The following is a 25,203-nucleotide window of genomic DNA, read 5'->3' as shown; positions in this document are numbered from 1 at the left end:
AAAAAGGAATTATCCTTCCTTAAACATTAACTGCCTCATTATTTGCCCTAATGGTCCTCCAATTCTTAGCATTTTACCTTTTCTCAGCTTATCTATAGCATTTTTTGTAGTTTCGTAATACTTTAAAACCTCTCTAACATCATTTTCTGTTGTTCCAGAACCTCTTGCAATTCTTCTAATTCTTGAAGCTTTGATAATCTTTGGATTTTCTCTCTCTTCCTTAGTCATTGAGCTTATAATTACTTTATATTTCTTTATCTTTGCTTCAGTTAAATGAGAAAGCTCTTTAGGCATTGCCCCTCCAAATCCAGGAATCATACTAAGGATTTTTTTCATTGAACCCATGTTTTCAATTGCTTCTAATTGAGTCATCAATTCATTTAAAGTAAATTTTCCCCTCATTATTGCATCTATACTTTCTTCAGTTTTCTCATCAACCATATCTTCTGCTTTTTCTAATAAGCTCTCTAAATCTCCCATCCCTAACAGTCGAGATATAAACTTTTTAGGGTCAAATGGTTCTAAATCATCTATCCCCTCCCCAATACCAATAAACTTTATAGGAGCTTTTGTCTCAGCAACTGCACTTAAAGCTCCCCCTCCCTTAGCAGAACCATCTAACTTTGTAACTATAATACTTCCAATCTCTCCAACCGCCTCTTTAAACGCTTTAGCTTGAATTCCAGCTTGTTGTCCTATAGTTCCATCTATAACCAAAATAATTTCATCTGGATTTGTTATCTCTTTAATTTGTTTCATCTCTTCTAATAAACCTTTTTCCTCTTTATGTCTTCCAGCAGTATCTATGATTAAAACATCCGCCTTCTTAAATTTCTCCATTCCCTCTTTAACAATATCTACAGGTGATTTTGTTCTTGTTTCATCCCCATATATTGGCACGTGGATTTTTTCAGCTAACTGTTTTAATTGCTCGTAAGCAGCAGGCCTATAAGTATCAGCAGCAATTAAAGCAGGTTTTAGTCCCCTTTTTTGGATATATCTTGCTAATTTTGCGGCAGTTGTTGTTTTTCCACTACCCTGAATCCCTACCAATAAAATAATATTCTGTTTTTTTGGGTTCAATTCTAATTTTTTTGCCTCTTCTCCCAATAACTTAACCAATTCTTCATAAACAATTTTTATGATATGTTCTTTCTTTGATAGCCCTTTTGGTGTTTTTTCCTCTAAGGCTCTTCTTTCTATCTCCTTACTCATCTTTAAAACTAGTTTTACATTGACATCCGCCTGTATTAAAGCCCTTTGAATATCTTTTATAACTTCTTTTATTAATTTTTTATCGACAAAAGCAGCGGTTTTTAATTTATTTAAAGCTTTGTTTAAGTTTTCTCCCAATTTATCGAGCATGATATCACCAACTAAACTCCTAACACTTAACAAAATATTATATTTTTCCTCAAATTAAAAGTTTATCCCTCTTAAAATTTTTTAGGATTTGTCCTAAACATTTCCCCATCTTTTAAATAAGCTATTTTCTATTCCTAAAATATCTAAAACTCTTCCTACAACAAAATTAATTATATCATCAATACTCTTTGGTTTGTGGTAAAAAGCTGGAATTGGAGGCATTATTATGGCTCCCAAATTTGATAATTTAAGCATATTCTCTAAATGTATGCTATTTAGTGGCATTTCTCTCGGCATAATTATTAATTTTCTTCGCTCTTTTAATGCTATGTCACAGACTCTAACTATTAAATTTGCTGAGTATCCATTAGCTATGGCTGACAACGTTTTCATTGAGCAAGGTATGACAATAACGGCATCAAATTTGTTTGAACCAGATGCTATTGGAGAGAAAAAATCATCATTTTCATAATAGTTCGTTGCTAATTTTTTTATTTCCTTCCAATCAATATTTAGTTCCTCTTTAATTATTTTTTTGGCCGAATTTGATATAATTAAATTTATTTCAGCTTTGTCTTTTAAAACTTCTAATAATCTTTTTGCATAAACAGCTCCGCTTGCTCCAGTTATACAAACAATAATCTTCATGGATTCACCATAGCCTTAGTATTTTGAATTTTGAATATATTGAAGCTAAATAAATACTATATGAATATAAGTTAGTTAAGAATCCTCATATTTTTATAAATCCAAATATACAAATATAAATCTCTATAATAAAATAATAAATGGTGCCGAGGGAGGGATTCGAACCCTCGACCTCCCGGTTTCCCAGGACCCAGCCGTAGGGCTGGGATATCCGTATGAGCCGGGCGCTATAACCAGCTAAGCCACCTCGGCACGCAACATCATTATAATTAGAAACCTATATATATACTTTTCGGCGTAATCTTTATATAGGGAAGTTTATAAATAAACTATGCCTATTAAGGGCGGGGGTCGCCAAGCCAGGTCAAAGGCGCCAGATTGAGGGTCTGGTCCCGTAGGGGTTCGCGGGTTCAAATCCCGTCCCCCGCACCATTTGTTAAGCTATTTTAAAAACACATGTTAGTCAATATACACACAAATTAGTCAATTTTGAATAATTAAATAACTCCTCTAATTGAGAATGTCCATTTATTTAAATTAATGTAAATATTCAAATATTGTGAGATTATGATAAGCTTAGATTTATCACAATATAGGATGATAACAGATGTTAAAAACAAAGATAACACTTTAATCCTTGAAATAAACAAAATTTATGAGGTTGAGGTTGAAATTCCTTATAAAGAAGTAGAAATTGATGGTTCAATAATAAAAATTAATGCTCATCCAAAAAGAGCTGAAAATATAAAGGTTGGGATTCTAAACTTAATCTCTTACAGCATTGCCAACAATTTAAAGAGTAAGATAACAAAAAGAAAAACTATATATATAAATGAGCCAATTCCTTTGATTGGGCATACTGCTTTTGGTTTAATTGAAAGAGGGAGGAATATAATTCAGGTTAGAGGACATTGTGGCTGTAATTTAAACTGCATTTTTTGTTCTGTAGATGAGGGAGAGTTTTCTAAAACAAGAAAGAATGATTACTACGTTGATTTAGATTATTTAATTGAAAATTACAAAAAAATTGTTAATTTTAAGGAAAATAAATTTATTGAGGCACACTTAGACGGACAGGGAGAGCCAAGCCTTTATTATCCATTAGTTGATTTAGTCCAGGAGTTGGCAGAGATAAATAAAAAAGGTAACGGCATTGTTTCCATGCAAACTAATGGGACGGTTTTAAATTATAAATTAATAGATGAGTTAGCGGAGGCAGGATTGCATAGGATAAACTTATCTATCAATGCCTTAGATGAAAGAATGGCTAAAATGCTTTCTGGTAGGAGAGATTATGATATTGAGAAGATTTTAGATATTGCCGAATATATAAAGAACTCTAAGATTCATCTATTGATAGCCCCTCTCCTACTACCAAATATAAATGATGAAGAATTTAAGAGAGTTATTGACTATGCTGTTGATTTAGATTTAAGAGTTAAGCAGAATATTATAAATCCTTTAACTGGTAAAAAAGACCCTATTTTAGGTTGTCAATTATGTAGGGTTTATCAGTTAGGTAGAAGACCTAAAAAAATGAAAGTTTGGGATTTTGAGAAGTTTTATGATTTGTTAAGGAAATATGAGTTAGAATACAAGAAGAGAGGTATTGAAGTTAAACTCATAACTTCACCAAAGGATTTTGGAACGCATAAAAGGAAGAGGTTGCCATATCCGTTTAAAGTTGGTGAGATAACAAAAGTAAAAGTTGTTTTAGATGGGAGAGTTAAAGGAGAGGTTTTAGGAGTTGCTAAAGATAGAGTAATTCAGATAATTAACTGCAATAATGAGCAAAATTTGATAGGAAAGACTGTTAAAGTGAGAATTTTGAGAAATAAGGATAATATAATTGTTGCTGAGCAAATATAAATGGTGATAGCTTGAATTTAGTTGATTTATATGTGAAAAAATTTATGGATTTGATTGAGATTGAAAGAAGATGTGAAATGGATTTCCACAAAAATGAGATTATAAAGTTAGGCAAAAAGAGAGAAAATGTTGGAAGAGCAATTTTAAATTTAAAAGGGAAATTTTTAGGAGAGAGCTTAGGTTGCACCATTGTAAGATTTGGTAGAAAAAAGCCCTTCAAAACAGAAATATCTCCCGGAGATGTTGTTTTAATTAGTAAAGAAAATCCATTACAGAGTGATTTGTATGCTAACGTCATTTATGTAGGAAAAAACTTTATAGATGTGGCTTTTGATGTGGATGTTCCAAAATGGGTTTATAAAGAAAGAGTTAGGGTTGATTTATACGTTAATGATATAACATTTAAAAGAATGAAAGAAGCTTTAAGAGAATTTGCAAGAAAGAGGGATAAGTTAGCTTATATAATATTAGGCATTGAACATCCAGAAAAACCTCTAAGAGAGAACATCAAATTAGAGTTTTATGATAAAAATCTAAACGAATCTCAAAAAATAGCTGTCAAAAAGGCAGTTTTAAGCAAGGACTTATACCTCATCCACGGCCCTCCGGGAACTGGAAAGACAAGAACTATAACAGAGGTTATTGTCCAAGAGGTCAGATTTAATAAGCATAAGGTTTTAGCAACTGCTGATTCAAATATAGCGGCAGATAACATCTTAGAATATCTAATCAAAAAATATCCCGATTTAAAGGTTGTCAGGGTAGGGCATCCAACACGAATTTCAAAGGATTTGATACAGCACTCTCTACCATATTTAATTGAAAACCATGAGAAATATCAAGAAATCCTCTCCCTAAGAGAAAAAATCAAAGAAATTAAGGAGCAGAGAGATAAATTTTTAAAACCCTCTCCAAGATGGAGGAGAGGAATGAGTGATGAGCAGATTTTAAAGGTAGCTAAAAGAAAAAAATCCTACAGAGGAATTCCTAAAGAAAAAATCATCAGCATGGCAGAGTGGATTATAAGAAATAGGAAGATTAAGAGAATTATCAATAACTTAGATGAAATAACAGAAAAAATTATGAATGAGATTTTAAGTGAGGCTGATGTCATTGTATCAACAAATTCAATGGCTGGTTCTGAAATCTTAAAAGGATGGGAGTTTGATGTGGTTGTTATTGATGAGGGAAGTCAAGCTATGGAGCCATCTTGCTTAATTCCAATTGTTAAAGGAAAAAAACTAATTATGGCTGGAGACCATAAGCAACTGCCACCAACTGTATTGAGTGAGAATGAAGAGTTAAAAAAGACACTATTTGAGAGGTTAATCAAAAAATATCCAGAGTTCTCTTCAATATTGGAAATTCAATATAGAATGAATGAAAAAATCATGGAATTCCCAAATAAAATGTTCTATGACAATAAATTGAAGGCAGATGAAAGCGTTAAAAACATAACCTTATTAGATTTGGTTAAAGAGGAAGAGATTGATGAAGCTGATAGAGATATTATAAATGAAATCCCAGTTCAATTTATCCACGTTGAGGGAGTTGAAAGGAAAGACAAAGAATCTCCTTCTTACTACAACATAGAGGAGGCAGAGAAGGTTTTAGAGGTTGTTAAGAAGCTTGTAAAGTATAAGATACCAACAAACGTTATAACCCCTTACGATGCCCAAGTTAGATATTTGAGGAGGATGTTTGAAGAGCATAATATAGATATAGAGGTTAATACAGTGGATGGATTTCAAGGAAGGGAGAATGAGGCTATAGTTATCTCATTTGTAAGAACAAAAAACTTTGGATTTTTAAGGGACTTGAGGAGGCTGAATGTTGCCATAACAAGGGCTAAGAGGAAGTTAATTTTGATAGGTAATGAGCATTTGTTAAAGCAAGATAAAGTTTATAATGAGATGATTAAATGGGCAAGGGAGGTTGAGAAAGAGCATAAATAGGTATTGAGTTCTATTATATTTCTATCCAATGTAAGTTTTAACAACCTTTTCTTCATCTAAATCTATCAGTGCAGAGACAACTTTATCCTTAGAATGCCAAGTTACACTAAATAAAATCTTCGGTAGATAAAATTTTTTAGACGTTTGAGGAAGTATTCTTTTAACTGTAACATAACCTTCAGCGTTTTTGTAAATTTCTTCATTTCTTAGAGCAATGTTTATAGCTTTTTCTTTCACATCTTTTGGAAGTGCTTCAAGTGAGTAAGATTTTAGCATAAGCGTGTCATTTTTATAAATAAACACATAGATATCTTCCCCATCTAAATCTTTTGATGTTGCATGCACCACAATCTCATCATTTATCTTAGAAATAGTTATATTATCATATTTATATCCATTAAAAGGAATTAACCATTCCTTTAAGTCGTCTTTAATATCTTTAACTTTATTGTCTGCTTCTTTATCTGAAATAGAGTTCTTATCGAACTTCTTTGGAGTTAAACATCCAGATACAAAAATTAAAAGAATAGATAAAAAAATAAAAATGGATTTTACTTTTATTCTCATCGTTACCACTCTTTACTGTTCTATTTCAATCTCTACATTGAAGGATTCACAATTTGGAAGTATCTTAACTTTCCAAATTCCATTTACTGGATTTTCTATGATATATTCCTTTGTTTTTGAATATTCCCCTATATTGTATATTCCCTCGGAATCCATCTCCCACGGCGGTAGTTTCCAATCTGAGATATATACATTGAAGTTTTCAGTAACTTTTGATGGTTTTATGTTTAAAACTCCTTTTGGTGATTCAATAACAACGTTTGCATCAACATCTCTCATTTTATTGTTGTATTTCCAAGAGTATGAGCTTGCTTTTACTTTTATGGTTAATTTACTTGCATTGTTTATTAGAATTTCTTTTACAAATGGCTCTTTTGGCTTACTATAAACTCTCAAATTTATATCAATGCTTTGTTGAAAATCATCCAATCCTGGGTCATTTATACCTAAATTAATTGTTCCATGAATACTCCCTTTTGCATTCTCAGGAACTTTTATTTTGATTTTAACGATTTCTTCTGACTTTGGAGGGATGGTCTTTGGTGCTTCAATCTCAACCATGCTTTTATCAAGTTGCATCACTGGTTTTTCACCATATGCAAAAAAATCCTGATTATCAATTTTTGGATTTATGGTAAAGGTTTTATTCCCCAAATTTTTTATTGTGATGTTGTATGTTATAGTTTTTCCTGGTTCAACATCATCGTAGATATATTTTGGATATATATAGACACTTGGAGGAATCCAGACATCTAAGGAGAGCATAAACGAATTCACGTACATTGGCATACCATAGGGCATCTGGGTTTTATCCTCTGTAAAAACAATCATTCCTGAATAAAATCCTTTTTCTACATCCTTTGGAACTTTTATTGTTATTTTTATTGTTTCTGATGAATTCGGCTTCAATATAAAGCCAGTTTTATCAAATGAAACCCAACTTTCGTCTATTTCATCTTCTGAATAAGGTAGAGTTACAACTTTTGGAGTTATCTTAACTTCTTTATTATTTTTATTTTTGAGTTTGACAGTTATAATTTCAGAATCTCCAGGTTGTAGTCTTATGTACTTGTATTTTGGAATTATAGATATCTTTGTTATATTTCCATAGTCATCATAAAATGTTGAGTATTTTGGGCTAATATCCACTCCCGAAATAACGCCCCCTCCAAAAGCTACATTAATCCCTAATATAACTAATATTAAAATCAAGAGTTTTCTCATACTCTCACCAACTCCTTTAGTTTGGCTCTACCTTCTAAGGCATCATCACCAACTATTTTTACTTTACTTTTATAAAGTTATATTTTCCAATCATTTGATAATTTCATCTTAAATTTTTAATATTTAAACATTACTAAGTAGTTGCGTTTTTTGTAACAACCTTTAACAACTTAGTAAATTATAAAAAGAGATTTATTAAAGCTTTTAATAAGTAAAATTTAAAGAAACAGTTTAATACATCCTAAAAGCTATCTCTACATAAATAGATTCAATCTTAACACACTTAGCAAAGCCCAACATCTCTACTTGAACCCTTCCAGCTATAATCTCCTTCTCTTCAAAGCCATTTATCATTTGAGGAACTAAGCTAACGCTTATAACTCTCCCTAAAACCCCTTCAGTTCCATTCCTCAAGTCCTCCCTAAGTGTTGATGTTATAAAAACCAAATCTCCCTCTTTTAGATTTTTAACTGTCTCCAAGTTTAAAGCATTTATTATAGTGAAAGTTTTAACATGATTTTCAATAAAATCATCAATCGCACTTTCATTAATCCCAAATAACCCATATACCTTCATAATATCACCAAAAATAAAATTATTCAAATGTACATTGGATATTCCTTCCTACTCTTTGACATCATCTTTAACTGCTGTTCTGCCAGTTCTTTAAGTTTGCTTTCAATAGCTTCAGCTTCTTTAATCAGTCCCTCAACATTTATGTTTAGATTGAACATTTTATTCAGAACTTCCAATAGATTAGCCCCTCCCCTTGGGTCGGGTCTAATTCCAACGGTCTCAGCTAACAAGCCGATAGCATCAAACCCATTATCTTGGCATTTTATCATTAAATTTCCTCCAATTCCTCCCACAACTCCAAAATCAAATATTTCAACATAATTTTTTAAATCCTCTATTAATTCTTCTTTATTTGCTATTCCAAATACTTTTTCTGATTTTCCTGCCATTATTCCCCCGAGAGAAACAAATAATTTTGGATTTTTGTCTGAGAATGTCTTAACTATAAATTCAGCCAATCCATTAATCTTAAATGGAGGAATTATTATATCTGAAAATAACACAATGAAATCTTTATTTGCATACGCTCTCACTGGAGGGTAGGGAATGCCTTTTTCAATAGTTGTGAGTGGAAAAACTCCGTCAATCTCAAAGTATCCAAAATATTTTAGGTTGAGTTCCCTTATTATTTGATAGGCAGCAATACTACCCACTAACCCAGTACCGGGAAATGCTTCAATGACTATTGGATTTTCAAACTCTATTTTTGCTTTTTCAACGAACTTCATACTATCCACCAATTTAGCTAAATATAAAATTTCATAAAATAATTTTTTAACTTAATTACATTTATAGTTTTCATTTTAGGACTTTCGCAGTATTATATATTAAAAGGCATTTGAATGCCCTTTGGGCATCATTATTCAATAAAACATTTATTCCTGCGAAAGTCCTAAATTTTGTATTGGTTATGAAAGTTTATGGGGGAGATTATGAAAATTCTAATAATCACTGGAAAATTGGCTGAAAAGAAAGTTAAAAAAGCTGTGGAAAAATACAGTTTTGTGGATGTGCACGTAGCAAACATTTCAGTAGCAGCTTTTTTAACACCAAATCTAATAATTAAAGAAATTAAAAAATTAGAAGACAAATTTGGAAAAAAATTAAAGGATATTTATGACTTTGTTTTGGTAACTGGATTGATAAGGCATGATTTAAAGAAGGTTGAGGAAGAAACGGGAATAAAATGCTTTAAATCTACGAGAGAAGCTTCTGACATTCCAATACTAATTGAAAATTTGGATAAGGTAGAGTTATCAACTAAAGAATATGCTGACTTACAGTTATTAGAAATCATTAAAAAGAGATGTGAGGAAGAGATTAAAAAGGCAGAAGAGCAAGAACTGGGAGAGGGAGATATAAAGATAGGCAAGCTAAAGGTTGGAGATAAATTTCCAATGAGAGTTTTGGGAGAGATAGTCCATGCTCCATGGCTAAAAGAGAAAGAGTTGGAGGAGAAAATAATTTATTATTTAGAGAGTGGGGCTGATATGATTGATTTAGGAATGGTTAGTAATGAAAATAATGTAGATAAAATTAAAGAGATGTTAAAAATAGCGAGAGATATAACAGACAATCCAATTAGCGTGGATACTCTAAACACAAAAGAGTTGATTGAGGCTATAAAATTAGATGCAGATATGATTTTAAGTGCTGATGCAGGAAATTTGGATGAGCTAATTCCCTATTTAAAAGATTCAGAAACAGCAGTTGTTGTATTGCCAACAAATTATAAAACAAATTATATTCCAGAAACAATTGAAGGAAAGATTAAATCTTTAGAAGAGAATATAAAAAAGCTGATTGATGCTGGAATTGAAAAGATAGTTGCCGACCCAATATTGGAGCCAATAAATAACAGTGGTTGTAGTTTTATAGAGAGCGTTATTGCCTGCAAAGAATTTAAAAAAAGAAATAAATTGCCACTATTTTTTGGCGTTGGAAACGTTACAGAGCTTTTTGATGCTGATAGTAATGGAGTCAATGCTTTGTTGGCAGCTATTGGTGCAGAGATAGGGGCTAATATTTTATTTACACCAGAAGCAAGTGCCAAATGCAAATTCTCAATAAAAGAGTTAAAGATTGCCTCAAAAATGATGTTTTTGGCTAAAAAAAGGAATTCTTTGCCAAAGGATGTTGGTTACAATTTGATAAATTATAAAGATAAGAGATTTGAAGAAGAAATAACCTTCAATAGTTACAACGTCCCAATAATTAAAGCTGAAGAAGATGAAAGGCAGATATTGGATGAAGGAAGTTTTAAAATTGAAATTGATAGGAAAAATAAGGAAATTGTAGCAATATACTTTAATAAAAGGAGAGAGCCTGTTTTAATTATTAGAGGTAAGAAACCAAAAGAGATTTATGAAACCGCGATAAGATTAAATTTGATAAAGAAATTAGACCATGCAGCTTATTTTGGTAGAGAGTTAGCTAAGGCAGAGATAGCTTTAAGGATAGGTAAAAAATACAATCAAGATTTTGATTTGTTCTACAATGAATTTTGGTGGGAATAATGAGAAAAACTAAAATCTTAGTTACCTTAGGCCCGTCCTTAGAAAAGAGATTAAGTGAGGCAATAAATTTAATAGATGGAGTTAGATTTAATATGTCTCATGCCACAACAGATTATTGTGAAAAATTTTTGGATATATTGGAAAAAAATAACATTGCTAAAGTTATGGATTTGAAGGGAATAAAGATTAGGATTAAGGAGGTTAGATTAAAAAATAAAATATTGAAAGTGGGGGAGAGAATTGTTATTGGAGAGGATATAAAGTTTAATTACAACATAGACACAATTGAAGAAGGGCATTTTATTCTAATCAACGATGGAAAAATTAAATTAAGAGTTATAGAGAAAAATGATAAAATTATTGCTGTTGTAGAAGTTGGTGGGGAAGTTAAAGAGGGAATGGGAGTTAATCTTCCAGATACAAGGATAGAATTACCAATAATTGATGAAATTGATTCAAAAAATATAAAATTCGCTGTAGAAAAGGACTTTGAATATATTGCCCTATCATTTGTTAGAAATAAAGAAGATGTTAAGGAATTAAAAGATATTATAGCTGAATACAAGGGAGATTGTGAGATAATATCAAAAATAGAGACAAAAGAAGGGCTAAAAAATATAAAAGGAATTGCTAAAGAAAGTGATGGAGTGATGGTAGCAAGAGGGGATTTGGGTGTAGAGGTTCCAATAGAAAATATCCCAATTGAGCAAAAGAATATATTGAGAATAGCTAATAGATATGGGATTTTGTCAATAACAGCCACACAGATATTGGATTCTATGATAAATAATCCATTTCCAACGAGGGCTGAGGTTACAGACATAGCTAATGCCATATACGATGGAACTGACTGCTTAATGCTTTCCAACGAAACAACTATTGGAAAATACCCAATAGAGGCAATAAAAGTATTAAATAAGGTTGCTGAAGTAGCAGATAGATATTATGAGGAGTTTGGAGATATGGTTTGTTTAGAAGTTGAGAGCATTGACGAGGGTTTAGTATATGCTGTTTATGAGCTATATAAGAAGCTAAATACTAAATTAGTTATAGCTCCAACGTATTCTGGTAGAACTGCTAAGTTAGTATCTAAATTAAGGATAAATAGTAAAATAATAGCTCCAACGCCAAATATAAAAACTTTAAAAAGGTTGAGGTTAGTTTGGGGAGTTGAAAGCTGTTTGATGAAAGAATTTGAAGATGTTGAAAATATAATCAATGCTTGTAGAGAAATAGCTAAAAAAGAAATTGAAAAAGGAATTTATTTAATAACATTGGGTCATCCAATGGGTCAAAAGAAAACCAACACTATAAAAGTTGAGAGTATTTAAAAATAAAATATTATGATAGGTCTAAAATTATATCCAACATTTCTTTGCTATTTGCTACAATAATCTTTATCCTATCCGTTGCATTTAGTTCAAATTTCAGCTCATCTCCATTCTCATCCGTTATTAAAGCTCCAGCTTCTTTGCAAATTATATATGATGAGGCGATATCAACAGCCCTAACCTTAGGCCTTACATCAAAAACAGCATCTAAAGTCCCTTTAGCCACATAACACATCTCTAATCCAAAAGCCCCAAATATTCTCACTCTTTTAACTCTATTCCTTAATTTTTCTAAGTCCATTTTTTTGCTTGGATAATAGCTTATAGTTATATCATTTTGGTTGAAGTCTTTAACTTTAATCTTTTTTCCATTTAAATAAGCTCCTTTCCCTTTGTAAGCTTCATAAAAGCTTTTAGTTAAAAATTCATAAGTTAAACCATAATATGGCTCATTATTTTTAAATACTCCAAAGCAAAATGCAAAAAATGGAATTCCGTTTATAAAATTAAATGAACCATCTATTGGGTCTATTACTACAGTCCATTCGCTACCATTATCTACAATCCCCAACTCTTCACTCACAATATTAACATCCAACGGCTGCAAATATTTTAAGGCAATATCTTCACTTATTTTGTCAAAAATCTCTGTTTCATCTCCACTCGGAGATTTTCCAACAACGTAAGATTTATCTTTTCTACCAAAATATGGTAAAATTTCTTTTTCAATTTCTTTTGCAATATTTTTCCCAATCTCGTCCCATTTCATTTTCTCATCTCATCCTTTGTTATTTAAGTATTGTTTTAATTATATAGTGAGTATAACACATTGAATATTAAGATGCTTTTTTCATTTCATCTTTTATTTTTAGATAAGTTATTGGTATCCAAAACATTAAAGACAAAATGTTAAATACTATTATTGGGTAATCATTTCTTAATATCCCATATATCAGCCAAAGTGTCAATCCAGTTGTGAATGTTATAACAAAAGCCAATGAGATGTTACTCATATCTCTCTCTTTCAGCGACTTTATTAACTGTGGGAGGGATGCAAAGGTAGTTAAAGTTCCAGCTATATAACCTATTATTGTTATGTCAAAATCCACACTATCACCACAAATGTTATAAATTTTAAAAGAGTTTGTTAAATAGAACTTTTGCAGTTTTATATATATTTGCTAAAGAGATACCCAGAGGATGTCAATAATGCAATAAACATTTATTCATGCAAAAGTCCTATTAAAACTTACCAATGTAGATGAATATAGGTGGGATGAATGGATATATCAAAACTACTGAAAGATAAAAGAATACTGCTATTGGTAATATTTGTTACTTTATCCATATTTCTAATATTATTCAAGAGACTTGATTATGGAATCGATTTAAGTGGAGGAACAATTATTGTTTTAAAAGCAGAGAAGCCGATGAACGATAAAGAAATAGAGGCAACAGTTAAAATTATTACTGAGAGATTAAATTATAATGGATTAAGTGGGGTAACAGTTTATCCAAGAGGTAATGATGAGATTGTTGTAGAGATTCCAAAAAGCTGTGATGCAGATAGAATAATAAAAATATTAGAACAACAGGGGGTTTTTGTAGCAAAGATAGATGGCATAATTGCTTACACTGGAAGTGATGTGCAGAATGTTGAACTTCCAACAAAAATTCCACAAGGGGATAAATGGGCTTATGGAGTTCCTTTTGAATTAACATTAGAGGGGGCTAAAAAGTTTGCTGAAGTTGCTAAAGGTAAGGCATATCATAAAGTTGAGATGTATATGGATGGAAAGCTAATTTCAGCTCCTGTCTTATCTCCAGATTTGGCAGATGGAAAACCTCATCCACAGCAAGTCATTACACTTGGCGATTATCCTCCTACTAAAGAAGAAATCGAGGAAGCAATGGCAATATATACAGCTTTAAAGTCAGGGGCTTTACCTGTAAAGTTGAAAGTTGAATATGTCTCTACAATTTCTCCAGAATTTGGTAAAGAATTTTTAAGAGGGACAGCAATCGCTTTATTATTGGCATTTATAGCTGTTGGAATAATTGTTAGTATAAGATACAAACAACCAAAAATAATCGTCCCAATTTTAATCACCTGTATATCTGAAGTTATCATAATATTGGGCTTTGCATCTTTAATAGATTGGAAATTGGATTTACCTTCAATAGCTGGGATTATTGCCGCTGTGGGGACTGGAGTTGATAACCAGATTGTTATGACAGATGAGGCATTAAAAAGAGGAGCTGGTAAAATAAAAGCAAGCATTAAAAGGGCTTTCTTTATAATATTTGCCTCTGCATCAACAGCCATAGCTGCTATGATACCATTATTCTTTCTTGGGGTAGGGATGCTAAAAGGATTTGCAATAACTACAATAGCAGGGGTTTTAATAGGTATATTTATAACAAGACCTGCGTTTGCAAGAATTGTGGAAGAAATGTTTAAAAAGTTCTAATTCAACATCTTCTTTTAAAATAATTTTTTAATAAATTCTGAAAAAAGTTTTTAAACTATTTTTCATAGTTAAATCAATAAAATGTGTTTTAGAAATAATAAATCCATTCATTTTTTGAATATATCAGGAGTTCTATACCGCATCGGTCTGATTTTAACTCACAAGCATTGGATTTAGAAAATCATTCAAATACAAGTTTCCATACCGAATCGGTCTTATTTTAACTAATTAAAAATGGTATTAAAGATTTTGAAACACTTTGCGTTTCCATACCGAATCGGTCTTATTTTAACCTACGACGAGAGGTAAATTAAAAAAAACTATACAATAAAGTTTTCATACCGAATCGGTCTTATTTTAACCATTTAAGGCGAATAAAGACTGTTGGGTATGGGTCTATGCAGTTTCCATACCGAATCGGTCTTATTTTAACACATATACTGAAGACGAACTAAAAGAGATAGCCAGTTTCCATACCGAATCGGTCTTATTTTAACACATATACTGAAGACGAACTAAAAGAGATAGCCAGTTTCCATACCGAATCGGTCTTATTTTAACCAAAGATGCAAATGAAGAGTTGTCTGGAATTGCTTCTTGCAAGTTTCCATACCGAATCGGTCTTATTTTAACCACACCCGCACTCATTTCCAACCCGCAATTGTCTGAACGTTTCCATACCGAATCGGTCTTATTTTAACAGGGCAATCATTCACAATCTATTTTTTATTATTTTTCTAATATTTATACTTTTCGGCACTATATTTTTCTAAGGGTAGATGGCTATTTTTATTTATAAACCCACTAATATTTAAATCTTTCTCTTTTAGTTAAATTAAGTATTTTTATTTTTCTAAATTTGAAGATTTAACTTATTGGTTGGGGAATTTTTATTTAACTTATTATCCAATCTTAAATTTTAAAAATCCAAATAATTCAATAAACATAAATATTCCAAATGATTAAACCAACAGACCCTTAGAAATTAAATAAAAATCTTTTAAGCAAAAAGATAAAGGTTTTTAATTAGCTATTTTTAATTATACCTCTATTCAGTAAGATAATATTTAAGAAATAATCCTATCAACCATATCTAACTGTAAAGCCATTTTTATCTCTCTTGCTATTCTCTGTCCCATACTCAACGGCTCACCGTTGTATAGGAAGGAGTAAGGACTACCATTCATAAAGCTGTTCGTTCCACCATCAATCCTTGCACTCATTTCAAATACAACCAACTCAAGGTTTTCATTACACAAGCTTTGCAAGCAGAAAGGCCCTATCATACCAGGAGGGACTAACTCTTTAGCCTTAGCAACCAGCTTATCTCCCATCTCAAATACTTGAGGTAATAAGCTCTCTCTAATGACAACTGGGATGTTTCCAGTAATAACATAGCTTGGGTTTATATTCATCTCTAATTGGTCTTTTGCTGGAATTCTAACCAACCCATCTATATTACTCTCATATCTTCTATCCATTCCCATTAACTCAACTTCATCTTTCAGTGGGGAGTAGAAATAATGTATACAGAAGTTAGTTCCAACAACATACTCCTCTATATGGGCATTAGCTATATCTTCATCGGTTAATATTCCTCTCTTCTTTAAATCTTCAGCCTTTTTATAAAACTCTTCTGTTGATGATGCTATAAAATAGCCTCTTCCTCCTCTTGCTCCAGGGAATTTAACAATTACTGTTGTATCAATATCTTCTGGGCTTTCATACTTCTTAGGAACTCTTAACCCTGCTTCTCTCAACAACTTGCCTTCTAAACTCCTCTCAGACTCCCATCTTAATATTCTTCTATTCCCAAACATTGGGACTAAAAAATTGTTTTCCACATTGTCCAAACCACAGTATGCAATAAAAGAGCCGTGAGGCACAACAATAGCATTTAACTCTCTCAACTTCTCTTGAATTTCCTCATTCTTTATGTCAGAGAAGTTATCAACGTATATAAATTTATCAGCAACTTTAAACCTCTTGTATGGAACATCCCTACCCTTCATAGTTATACAGACAGTAGAAAAGCCCTCTAACTTCGCCCCTTTTAAAATATGTAAAGATGTATGGCTCCCTAAGGTTGCTATTGTTATCTCATCTTTGTTGTATTTATCAAAAATCTCTAAAATCTCATCATTTGAAATCATTTATTTCACCCAATTAGGTTTTTTGTAGTATTTAATAATTCTTTAAAAAAGCATATAAAATGCTTACTGCTTAAACTAAGTAGAAATTATTATATAGCAATAAGCTTATGGGCAGAAATCTATTTCCTATCCATAGGGGGAAACCCCCTATTGGTATACCCCAGATGCATTGCCTCGCTTCGCTCGGCAATGCCTCGTAGATTTGAATATGAGGTGTAGTCATGATAGTCATAGGTATTGATGAAGCAGGTAGGGGGCCCGTTTTAGGGCCTATGGTTGTTTGTGCCTTTGCAATTGAAAAAGATAAAGAAGAAGAGTTAAAAAAATTGGGAGTTAGAGATAGTAAGGAACTAACTAAAAATAAAAGAGCTTATTTAAAGAAGTTACTTGAAGATTTAGGATATGTGGAAAAACTCATCTTAGAGGCAGAGAAAATAAACCAATTGATGAGCACCATAAACTTAAATGAAATTGAAATCAATGCATTTTCTAAGGTTGCCGAAAATTTGATAGAAAAATTAGGTATAAAAGATGAAAAGATTGAAATCTACTTAGATGCGTGTAGTACAAATGCCAAAAAATTTGAAAATGATTTTAAAGAAAAACTGGATAATATAATTAAAGAAAGAAATTTAAATGTCAAAATTATAGCTGAACATAAGGCAGATGCCAAATATTCGGTAGTTTCAGCTGCCTCAATAATAGCTAAAGCAGAGAGGGATGAAATAATAGATAACTACAAAAAGATTTATGGAGATATTGGGAGCGGTTATCCATCAGACCCAAAGACTATAAAATTTCTTGAGAACTACTTTAAAAAACACAAAAAACTTCCAGATATTGCAAGAACTCATTGGAAAACATGTAAAAGAATATTAGAAAAATCAAAACAAACAAAGCTAATTATAGAGTGATACCATGTTTGCCTATAAATTGTTAGTGGATGAGAGAGGGAAGAGGTATTTATTAAAAAAGAATGTTGAGAAGTTTGGGACTGATTTGGGAGTTATTGATATGAAAGATGTTGAGGAGGGAGTTGAGCTAAAATCCCATAAAGGACATAGATTTTATTTGGTTGAACCAACATTATTTGATGTTTTAAAGAGGATGAAGAGAACAGTAACAACACTATTACCAAAGGATATTGGATTTATTATTGCAAGGGCTGGAATTAGAGAGGGGGAGACAGTAGTTGAGGCTGGGACTGGCTCTGGAGCTTTAACTATGTATCTATCAAATGCTGTTGGTAAGACTGGAAAGGTTATAACTTACGACATAAGACCAGAGTTTGCCAAGGTTGCACGAAAAAATCTGCTGAGAGTTGGGGCTATAAGGAAAGGGCAGAAAATTATTGGTTTAGATGAAGAATTTGATGATGAGGATGAAATTGAGATTGAAGATGGGTTATTTAATGTTATACAAAAAATTGGTGATGTTAGGGAGAAGATAGATGAGAAGGATGTTGATGTTATTGTCTTAGATTTACCAGACCCTTGGAACGTTGTAGAGAACGCAAAAAAGGCTTTGAATAAAAAGAGGGGGAGGATAGTTACTTACCTCCCATACATAGAGCAAGTTAAAAAAACTGTAGAAAAGCTTAAAGAAGAAGGATTTTGGGACATCCATACCTATGAGATTATTGAGAGGGAGATTGAGGTCTCTGAAAAAGGCGTTAGGCCATCAACAAGGATGATTGGACATACTGGCTATATAACGGTTGCAAGAGTTCCTCCAGAATCAGTTGATAACGAAAAGAAGGAAGAATAAATAAAATGTGGTTCTTATGTTGATATTTGGCACTGCTGGAGTTCCAATATCTGCAGAGGATGAATTTAAGGGTGTTGATGTTTTAAGAAAGCTAAACTTAGGAGCTATGGAGTTGGAGTTTGTTAAAGGAGTTTATATGAAGGAGGATTATGCCAAAAAGCTAAAAGAGTATGGGGGAGATATTATCTTCTCTGCCCATGCTCCCCATTATATAAATCTCAATGCTAATGAGGAGATAAAGATAGAGAACAGCATAAGGAGGATTATTAAAACTGCAAAGGTTTTAAATAACTGTGGGAGAAATTTGGTTTTTCATCCGGGATATTATTTAAAAAGGAGCAAGGAAGTGGCCTATAATAGAATTAAATCAAATATTCAGAGGATTTTAGATAAGTTAGAGGATTTAAATTTAAATGTTATGCTAAGACCAGAAACTACTGGAAAAACTACACAATTTGGAGATGTTGATGAGACTTTAAAACTTTGTTTTGAATTGGATATTCTGCCATGTATAGATTTCTCTCATATCTATGCAAGAAGTAGGGGAGTTATAAATGATTACAACTCTTTTTATAAAATCCTTGAAAAGGTTGAGGGTGTTTTAGGAAAAGAGGCTATAAAAGATATGCATATCCATTTGTCTGGAATAGAGTATGGAAAGGGAGGGGAAAGGAGGCATTTACCTTTAAAAGAATCTAATTTTAATTATAGGGATGTTTTAAAAGTTTTAAAGGATTTTGATGCCTCTGGAACTGTTATATGTGAAAGTCCAATGTTAGAATATGATGCCGTTTTGTTGATGAGATGTTACAATGAACTATGAAGGATTAAAATTAATAAATAATGAAATTGGAATAAAACTATAGCAAATAAAATAGATATTGGGATATTATGAAGGCAGTTTTAAAAAATTATGCTAAAGAAGTTAGAGAGATTTATAACGAGGGAGAGTTTAGTGAGTATTCTTTTAGAACTCCATTGGAAGAGCTTTTAAAAAATATTTTAAATGGTTGTGATGTTAAAGTAATCCATGAGTCAGGGAGAGAGGATTTTGGAGCTCCGGACTTTAAAATAAAAGGTAAAGGAAAGATTGTTGGATATATTGAGACAAAAAACATAGATGTTGATTTGCATAAATTGTCGGGGAGAGATAAAGAGCAGTTAGAGAGGTATAAAGAGAATATAGAGAACTTAATTTTAACAAACTATAAGGAGTTTATTTTGTATCAATATGGAGAGAAGGTTGAGGATGTTGTTATCTTAGATGATAATTTAAATTTAATTGAGGCAAATATTGAGAAGTTTGAAAGATTGATTGAGAGATTTTTATCCCTATCCACTCCAGAGATTAAAGAGCCAACAAAATTGGCAGAGTTTTTGGCAAAGAGGGCAAGATTGTTGAGAGATGCAATATTAGAGAATTTAGATGAAAATGAAGAGATTAAAGCTTTGTATGAGGCGTTTAAAGAGCATTTAATAAGCGATATGAAAAAAGAGGAGTTTGCTGATGCCTATGCTCAAACAATAGTTTATGGTTTGTTTATGGCGAGGTTTAATATCGAAGGAGAATTAACAAAGGAGAAGGTTGCTTTTAAAGGAATTCCTAAGTCGTTGAGAGTTATCCATGAAATTTTTAAACATATTGCTTCTGATTTGCCAGATTATTTAGATTGGATTGTTGATGAGATAATAACTATATTAAATAACATTGATATTAGGAAGATAGAAGATAGCTTTAAGATTGTTGGAAAAGAGGATGCGTTTTTGCACTTCTATGAGGACTTTTTAGCAAGCTACAACCCAGAACTTAGAAAGAGCAAGGGAGTTTATTACACACCTTTGCCAGTTGTTGAGTTTATAGTTAATTCAGTTGATGAGATTTTGAAGGATAGATTTGGAAAGAGGTTGCATGATGAGAATGTTAGGATTTTAGACCCAGCAACAGGGACAGGGACATTTTTAGCAACTGTTTTGGAAAGAGTGCATAAGAATGTTAAACATACTTTGTTCCATGTTTATTTAAAAGAGAGGTTGTTAAAGAATATTTATGGATTTGAAATTTTAATATCTCCTTATTTGGTTGCTCATTTAAAGCTATCTATGCTTTTACACAACTGGCACATAACTTTAAGAGGGGAAGAGAGGTTTAACGTCTATTTAACAAATGCTTTGGATTTAATGAGAAGTCCAAAACAGTCAGGGCTTTTTGAGAGGATTTTGGATAAAGAGAGGGAAGAGGCAGATAAAGTTAAGAAAGAGGTTAATATCTTTGCAGTTATTGGAAATCCTCCTTATGAAGTTAGAGCAAGTGAGGGATGGATACATGAGTTAATGAAGGATTATTTATTAGGTTTGGGAGTTGAGAAGGAGAAAAAGAAGGGAGCTTTACAGGATGAGTATGTTAAATTTATTAGATTTGCACAGTGGAAGATTGAACAGAATGGAAAGGGAATCGTTGGATTTATAACAAATAATTCTTATTTGGATGGTTTAGTGCATAGAAGGATGAGACAGTGTTTAATGGAGGTTTTTGATGAGATTTATATTTTAAATTTGCATGGGAATGTTAGAAGAGGAGAGAAGGATGAAAATGTCTTTGATATTCAGCAAGGGGTTTGTATTGGGATTTTTGTTAAGTTGAGAGAAGGAAAACATAAAGCAGAGGATTGTAAGGTTTATTATTACTCAATTGTTCATGATGCTGGTTTAACTAAGAGAGAAGATAAATATGAGTTTTTAGAAAACAATACAATTAAAACCGTTGAATGGAAAGAGTTAAAACCAAAAGAACCATATTATTTCTTTGTTCCTAAGGATTTGAGTTTGGAAGATGAATATAATAAGTTTTTGAAATTAACGGATATTTTTAAGATTTATGGAAGTGGTATTGTTTCAGGTAAGGATGATGCATTAATACAATTTGAAAAAGAAAAAATAAAGTCAATTATAAAAGACATTTTAAATCCAAATGTTTCAATTGAAAAAATACAGGAGAAGTATAAATTAAATGATACTTCTGCATGGAAACCGTCTGAAAGGATAAAAAAAGCCAGAAGAGATGGAGAATTTAAAGAAGAAAAAATAATGAAAATTCTTTATAGACCGTTTGACATTAGATATGTGTATTATGACAATCATCTATTACAGAGGGCTTTATTTGACACTATGAAACATTTTATTTTAGGAGAAAATATTGGTTTGGCATCAGTTAGGCAAATATCATCATCCAATCTAAAAGAATTCAATTATACACTTATTACTGACAAAATTACGGATAGATGTTTGTTATCTTCTGCTACAAGAGAAGGAGTTTATATTTTCCCACTCTACCAATACATTGAAAACAAAATAACCAAAGAAATTCAAAAAGTTCCAAACATTAAAGAAAATGTCCTAAAATTAATCAAACAGAAATACAACGCAACACCAGAGGATTTCCTTTATTATATTTATGCAATCTTACACGACCCAAAATATAGGGAGAAATACAAAGAATTTTTAAAGATAGATTTCCCAAGAATTCCTTTATATGATAAAGAAACCTTTGAAAAATACAAAGAGATTGGGAAAAAGTTGGTTGAACTCCACTTAATGAAAAATATCCCAACTCAAGACATTGACATTGAAGGAAACAATCTAAAAGTTGAAAGTGTAAAATATGATAAAAAGAAAAAAGGAGTTAAAATAAACAAAGAAACAATTTTATTAGGAATTGATGAAAACGTTTGGGAGTTTAAAATCGGTGGCTATAAAGTTATAGAAAAATATCTAAAAGGCAGAAAAGGAAGAAAATTAACAATTGATGAATTAGAGCATATTTACAAAGTTGTTTATATAATAAAAGAGACAATAAAATTAATGAGGGAATTGGAGAAGATTGAACCTCAATAATTTTTATTTTGATGAAAAATATAATATCTTTTAAAATTAACAAACATTTATTAAGGAAGATAATATAAAATAAAATTTGGTGTTTAAAATGAGTGAAATGGACATTATAAAAGAAACCTATGAAAAAATCAAAAATATGGAGATTAGGGGGGCGGGGAGAATAGGAAGAGCTGCAGCTAAGGCATTAAAAGAATATGCTTTAAAAATCAGCAATTTAAGTGAAGAAGAATTCAAAAATAAAATGAAAGAGGCAGGAAATATATTAATATCAGCAAGACCTACAGCTGTTTCTCTACCAAATGCTGTAAAGTATGTATTAAAGGGATTAAATGAAGAGAATCCAAAAGAAAAAGTTATAGAGAGGGCTGACGAATTTATAAACTCCTCACTAAAAGCCATTGAGAATATAGGAAAGTTTGGAGCTAATAGAATAAAGGATGGAGACACAATTTTAACTCACTGCAATTCTGAAGCAGCGATAAGCGTTATAAAAACTGCCTATGATGAAGGAAAAGATATCAAGGTTTTCTGCACTGAAACAAGACCAAGAAATCAAGGATACATAACGGCAAAAACTCTCTACGATTATGGTATTGATGTCACTTTAATAGTTGATTCTGCAGTCAGGTATTTTATAAAAGAGATAGATATTGTCGTTGTTGGGGCTGATGCCATAACAGCAAACGGCTGCCTTGTAAATAAAATAGGAACTTCTCAAATTGCTTTAATTGCCAATGAGAGCAGAGTGCCTTTTCTAACAGCTGCTGAGACATATAAGTTTCACCCAAAAACCATAGTTGGAGAGTTAATTGAAATAGAAGAAAGGAGCCCAGAGGAAGTAACAACATTTGAAGATAAATACAAAGGCATAAAGATAAGGAACCCTGCATTTGATGTAACACCAGCTAAATATATAGATGCTATAATAACAGAAATTGGCTTAATTCCTCCACAAGGGGCTTGGTATATAATAGAAAAATACTTTGGCTGGCTTGAGAAGTAATAGCAAAAAATATATATCATTTATGCATAAATTAATATATTGTCCCGGGTGGTGACCTTCCGCAGGGGATGAAACCACCTCGGCATTCTACCCACACGGCGGCCGTGCCGAGTAGCCGTTATGGCTTCAATGAAGGCCACGGTTTTCCAAGGGTAGATACACTTTTTTTATTAAAATTTAAATTAAATGATAAAGGACAGTTTACCTTTTTTTACAATTTGTATTTATAAATTTAGATTAATAAATTAATGGATTAAACTATTCTGCAAAAAATCAAAAATTATATAAAACTGTTTATCTAATAGTAATTGTAAATAACCTTATCATATGAACATATGCATCAATTTTTCTTATAAGAAAAATCAACATTTCAGGATGGGAATATGGAGATTAAGGAGATAACAATTATTGGTGGTTATGACAAGAACGGTAACCCAGAGCCAGTAAAAGAAGTTACAATAAAAAGAGGGGAGATAGTTGGCGTTGTTGGACCTACAGGCAGTGGAAAATCCAACTTAATTAGCGATATAGAGCAGTTAGCCCAAGGAGATACTATATCAAAAAGAAAGATTTTAGTTAATGGAGAAGTCCCTCCAATAGAGATGAGAAGAGACCCAAAAAAGAGAAGGATTGCCCAACTATCCCAAAACATGAATTTTTTAGCTGATATGACTGTAGAAGAGTTTATTTTAATGCATGCAAAGAGTAGAGGAGTTTATAGAGAAAATATTGTTGATGAAGTCTTAAAATTAGCAAATAAACTAACTGGAGAGCCAATAAAAAAAGATTATAATTTAACAATCTTAAGTGGAGGACAGTCAAGAAGTTTAATGGTTGCTGATGTGGCTGTTATAAGCGACTCTCCTATAGTTTTAATAGACGAGATTGAAAATGCTGGAATAAAGAAGCATGAAGCTTTAAAATTATTAGCTGGATATGGAAAGATCGTCTTAGTTATAACCCACGACCCAGTTTTAGCTTTAATGACTGATAGAAGGATAGTAATGAGAAATGGTGGAATGCAGAAGATTATAGAGACTACTGAAGAAGAGAAGGAGATTGCAAGAAGAATAAATGAGGTTGATAATTGGCTACTCTCTCTAAGAGAAAAAATTAGGTTAGGAGAGAGATTAACTTATGAAGATGTAAGTTTAATGGTGAAAGAATGAAAGTGGCTATAGTTGCAGGAACTCCTGGAGCTGGAAAGACATCTGTACTTATTCATACAATAAAAACCTTAATTAATGAAGGATACAAACCCGTTGTTGTAAAAATCGACTGTTTATATACTGACGATGATATTAGGTATAAAAAATTAGGAGTCCCAGTTTTGGTTGGATTAAGTAAAGATATGTGTCCAGACCACTTTGCAATATACAACTTTGAAGAGATGGTTGAATGGGCTAAGGATAAGGGAGATATCCTGCTTATAGAAACCGCTGGTCTCTGTCATAGATGTGCCCCTTACACAAAAAATAGCTTGGGGATATGTGTCATTGATGCTACTTCAGGGCCGAACACACCAAGAAAAGTAGGGCCGTTCTTGACGAGTGCAGATATTGTTGTTATTACAAAAGGAGATATCATCTCTCAAGCTGAAAGGGAGGTTTTTAGAGAAAGAGTTTTAGAGATGAACCCAAATTGTAGAATCTATGAAGTTAATGGACTTACGGGTCAGGGATGTGTTGAGATAGCGAAAGAAATCATTGAAAGCAAAGATATTAAAAATTTGGAAAATGAGGAGTTGAGACATAACGCTCCACTATGTATTTGCACTTTATGTGTTGGAGAGACAAGGGTTGGTAAAAAGTATCATAGAGGAATTTTAAGAAGAATAGATGGATTTATGGAGTATGAAGGGGAGTAA

At 31.9% G+C, this 25,203-nt stretch carries 21 protein-coding genes, 2 tRNA genes and 1 CRISPR repeat array; of the genes, 13 read left to right on the top strand and 10 right to left on the bottom strand.

Features of this window, described 5'->3' with window-relative positions; genetic code table 11:
• Nucleotides 1–9: 9 nt before the first annotated feature.
• The 3 genes from MFS40622_RS05085 to MFS40622_RS05075 all read right to left on the bottom strand — a co-directional run bounded on the left by MFS40622_RS05085 (nucleotide 10) and on the right by MFS40622_RS05075 (nucleotide 2,265).
• Nucleotides 10–1,365 (bottom strand): signal recognition particle protein Srp54, encoded by a 1,356-nt coding sequence (locus MFS40622_RS05085; protein ID WP_012980606.1) that lies wholly within the window; start codon nucleotides 1,363–1,365, stop codon nucleotides 10–12.
• A gap of 93 nt (nucleotides 1,366–1,458) precedes the next feature.
• Nucleotides 1,459–2,013: a UbiX family flavin prenyltransferase gene (locus tag MFS40622_RS05080; protein WP_012980605.1), complete on the bottom strand. Its 555-nt coding sequence runs from the start codon at nucleotides 2,011–2,013 to the stop codon at nucleotides 1,459–1,461.
• A 141-nt stretch (nucleotides 2,014–2,154) separates the two neighbouring features.
• Nucleotides 2,155–2,265: transfer RNA gene (locus MFS40622_RS05075), tRNA-Met, on the bottom strand.
• A 92-nt stretch (nucleotides 2,266–2,357) separates the two neighbouring features.
• Between MFS40622_RS05075 and MFS40622_RS05070 the strand changes: the two genes are divergently transcribed.
• The 3 genes from MFS40622_RS05070 to MFS40622_RS05060 all read left to right on the top strand — a co-directional run bounded on the left by MFS40622_RS05070 (nucleotide 2,358) and on the right by MFS40622_RS05060 (nucleotide 5,837).
• Nucleotides 2,358–2,445 (top strand) — tRNA-Leu (locus tag MFS40622_RS05070).
• Between the two features lie 135 nt (nucleotides 2,446–2,580).
• Complete coding sequence (locus MFS40622_RS05065) at nucleotides 2,581–3,882, top strand: radical SAM protein (protein WP_012980604.1); 1,302 nt, start codon at nucleotides 2,581–2,583, stop codon at nucleotides 3,880–3,882.
• Nucleotides 3,883–3,893: 11 nt separating this feature from the next.
• Nucleotides 3,894–5,837 (top strand): IGHMBP2 family helicase, encoded by a 1,944-nt coding sequence (locus MFS40622_RS05060; RefSeq protein ID WP_012980603.1) that lies wholly within the window; start codon nucleotides 3,894–3,896, stop codon nucleotides 5,835–5,837.
• A 21-nt stretch (nucleotides 5,838–5,858) separates the two neighbouring features.
• Here the strand turns inward: MFS40622_RS05060 and MFS40622_RS05055 are convergent, their stop codons facing one another.
• From MFS40622_RS05055 to MFS40622_RS05040, 4 genes are all read right to left on the bottom strand, one after another.
• Nucleotides 5,859–6,404 (bottom strand): hypothetical protein, encoded by a 546-nt coding sequence (locus MFS40622_RS05055; protein ID WP_012980602.1) that lies wholly within the window; start codon nucleotides 6,402–6,404, stop codon nucleotides 5,859–5,861.
• Between the two features lie 12 nt (nucleotides 6,405–6,416).
• Nucleotides 6,417–7,628 carry an Fn3-like domain-containing protein gene (locus MFS40622_RS05050; protein ID WP_012980601.1) on the bottom strand — a complete coding sequence of 404 codons (1,212 nt, stop codon included), beginning with the start codon at nucleotides 7,626–7,628 and terminating at the stop codon, nucleotides 6,417–6,419.
• 231 nt (nucleotides 7,629–7,859) lie between these two features.
• The gene (locus MFS40622_RS05045) at nucleotides 7,860–8,204 is read right to left on the bottom strand and encodes a DUF473 domain-containing protein (protein ID WP_012980600.1); all 345 of its coding nucleotides are present in this window, start codon (nucleotides 8,202–8,204) and stop codon (nucleotides 7,860–7,862) included.
• 23 nt (nucleotides 8,205–8,227) lie between these two features.
• Complete coding sequence (locus tag MFS40622_RS05040) at nucleotides 8,228–8,932, bottom strand: proteasome assembly chaperone family protein (RefSeq protein WP_012980599.1); 705 nt, start codon at nucleotides 8,930–8,932, stop codon at nucleotides 8,228–8,230.
• 204 nt (nucleotides 8,933–9,136) lie between these two features.
• On the opposite strand from MFS40622_RS05040, the gene MFS40622_RS05035 reads away from it, so the two are divergent.
• Both MFS40622_RS05035 and pyk read left to right on the top strand, forming a co-directional pair.
• Nucleotides 9,137–10,720, top strand: coding sequence for a dihydropteroate synthase-like protein (locus MFS40622_RS05035; RefSeq protein WP_012980598.1), 1,584 nt, complete (start codon nucleotides 9,137–9,139; stop codon nucleotides 10,718–10,720).
• Nucleotides 10,720–12,051 carry a pyruvate kinase gene (pyk, locus tag MFS40622_RS05030; protein ID WP_012980597.1) on the top strand — a complete coding sequence of 444 codons (1,332 nt, stop codon included), beginning with the start codon at nucleotides 10,720–10,722 and terminating at the stop codon, nucleotides 12,049–12,051. Before MFS40622_RS05035 ends, pyk begins: the two co-directional genes overlap by 1 nt.
• Nucleotides 12,052–12,061: 10 nt before the next feature.
• Here pyk and MFS40622_RS05025 read toward each other — a convergent pair whose 3' ends face one another.
• Together MFS40622_RS05025 and MFS40622_RS05020 are read right to left on the bottom strand one after the other, a co-directional pair.
• Complete coding sequence (locus tag MFS40622_RS05025) at nucleotides 12,062–12,820, bottom strand: bifunctional fructose-bisphosphatase/inositol-phosphate phosphatase (RefSeq protein ID WP_012980596.1); 759 nt, start codon at nucleotides 12,818–12,820, stop codon at nucleotides 12,062–12,064.
• Between the two features lie 67 nt (nucleotides 12,821–12,887).
• Nucleotides 12,888–13,160: a SemiSWEET transporter gene (locus MFS40622_RS05020; RefSeq protein ID WP_012980595.1), complete on the bottom strand. Its 273-nt coding sequence runs from the start codon at nucleotides 13,158–13,160 to the stop codon at nucleotides 12,888–12,890.
• Between the two features lie 171 nt (nucleotides 13,161–13,331).
• Here MFS40622_RS05020 and MFS40622_RS05015 point away from each other — a divergent pair, with 171 nt between their 5' ends.
• Nucleotides 13,332–14,522 (top strand): preprotein translocase subunit SecD, encoded by a 1,191-nt coding sequence (locus tag MFS40622_RS05015; RefSeq protein WP_012980594.1) that lies wholly within the window; start codon nucleotides 13,332–13,334, stop codon nucleotides 14,520–14,522.
• A 128-nt stretch (nucleotides 14,523–14,650) separates the two neighbouring features.
• A CRISPR array of direct repeats spans nucleotides 14,651–15,223; the repeat unit is 30 nt; unit sequence GTTTCCATACCGAATCGGTCTTATTTTAAC.
• Between the two features lie 366 nt (nucleotides 15,224–15,589).
• Here MFS40622_RS05015 and MFS40622_RS05010 read toward each other — a convergent pair.
• Nucleotides 15,590–16,675 (bottom strand): formate--phosphoribosylaminoimidazolecarboxamide ligase, encoded by a 1,086-nt coding sequence (locus tag MFS40622_RS05010; RefSeq protein WP_012980593.1) that lies wholly within the window; start codon nucleotides 16,673–16,675, stop codon nucleotides 15,590–15,592.
• A gap of 221 nt (nucleotides 16,676–16,896) precedes the next feature.
• Here MFS40622_RS05010 and rnhB point away from each other — a divergent pair, with 221 nt between their 5' ends.
• From rnhB to MFS40622_RS04975, 7 genes are all read left to right on the top strand, one after another.
• Nucleotides 16,897–17,589, top strand: coding sequence for a ribonuclease HII (rnhB, locus tag MFS40622_RS05005; RefSeq protein ID WP_012980592.1), 693 nt, complete (start codon nucleotides 16,897–16,899; stop codon nucleotides 17,587–17,589).
• A gap of 4 nt (nucleotides 17,590–17,593) precedes the next feature.
• Nucleotides 17,594–18,442, top strand: coding sequence for a tRNA (adenine-N1)-methyltransferase (locus MFS40622_RS05000; protein ID WP_012980591.1), 849 nt, complete (start codon nucleotides 17,594–17,596; stop codon nucleotides 18,440–18,442).
• Nucleotides 18,443–18,458: 16 nt separating this feature from the next.
• The gene (locus tag MFS40622_RS04995; protein ID WP_012980590.1) at nucleotides 18,459–19,265 is read left to right on the top strand and encodes a deoxyribonuclease IV; all 807 of its coding nucleotides are present in this window, start codon (nucleotides 18,459–18,461) and stop codon (nucleotides 19,263–19,265) included.
• Nucleotides 19,266–19,333: 68 nt separating this feature from the next.
• Nucleotides 19,334–22,333: a type ISP restriction/modification enzyme gene (locus MFS40622_RS04990; protein ID WP_012980589.1), complete on the top strand. Its 3,000-nt coding sequence runs from the start codon at nucleotides 19,334–19,336 to the stop codon at nucleotides 22,331–22,333.
• Between the two features lie 97 nt (nucleotides 22,334–22,430).
• Entirely contained in the window at nucleotides 22,431–23,336 is a 906-nt protein-coding gene (locus MFS40622_RS04985; RefSeq protein ID WP_012980588.1) for a ribose 1,5-bisphosphate isomerase, read from the top strand.
• A gap of 383 nt (nucleotides 23,337–23,719) precedes the next feature.
• On the top strand, nucleotides 23,720–24,505 hold the full coding sequence (locus tag MFS40622_RS04980; protein ID WP_012980587.1) for an ATP-binding cassette domain-containing protein: 786 nt from the start codon (nucleotides 23,720–23,722) through the stop codon (nucleotides 24,503–24,505).
• The gene (locus MFS40622_RS04975; protein WP_012980586.1) at nucleotides 24,502–25,203 is read left to right on the top strand and encodes a GTP-binding protein; all 702 of its coding nucleotides are present in this window, start codon (nucleotides 24,502–24,504) and stop codon (nucleotides 25,201–25,203) included. Before MFS40622_RS04980 ends, MFS40622_RS04975 begins: the two co-directional genes overlap by 4 nt.

This window comes from Methanocaldococcus sp. FS406-22 (genome assembly GCF_000025525.1).
Lineage (GTDB): Archaea > AGJL01 > Methanococci > Methanococcales > Methanocaldococcaceae > Methanocaldococcus.
The sequence above is the reverse complement of the archived record's forward strand: the minus strand, read 5'-3'. Positions and strand labels throughout refer to the sequence as shown.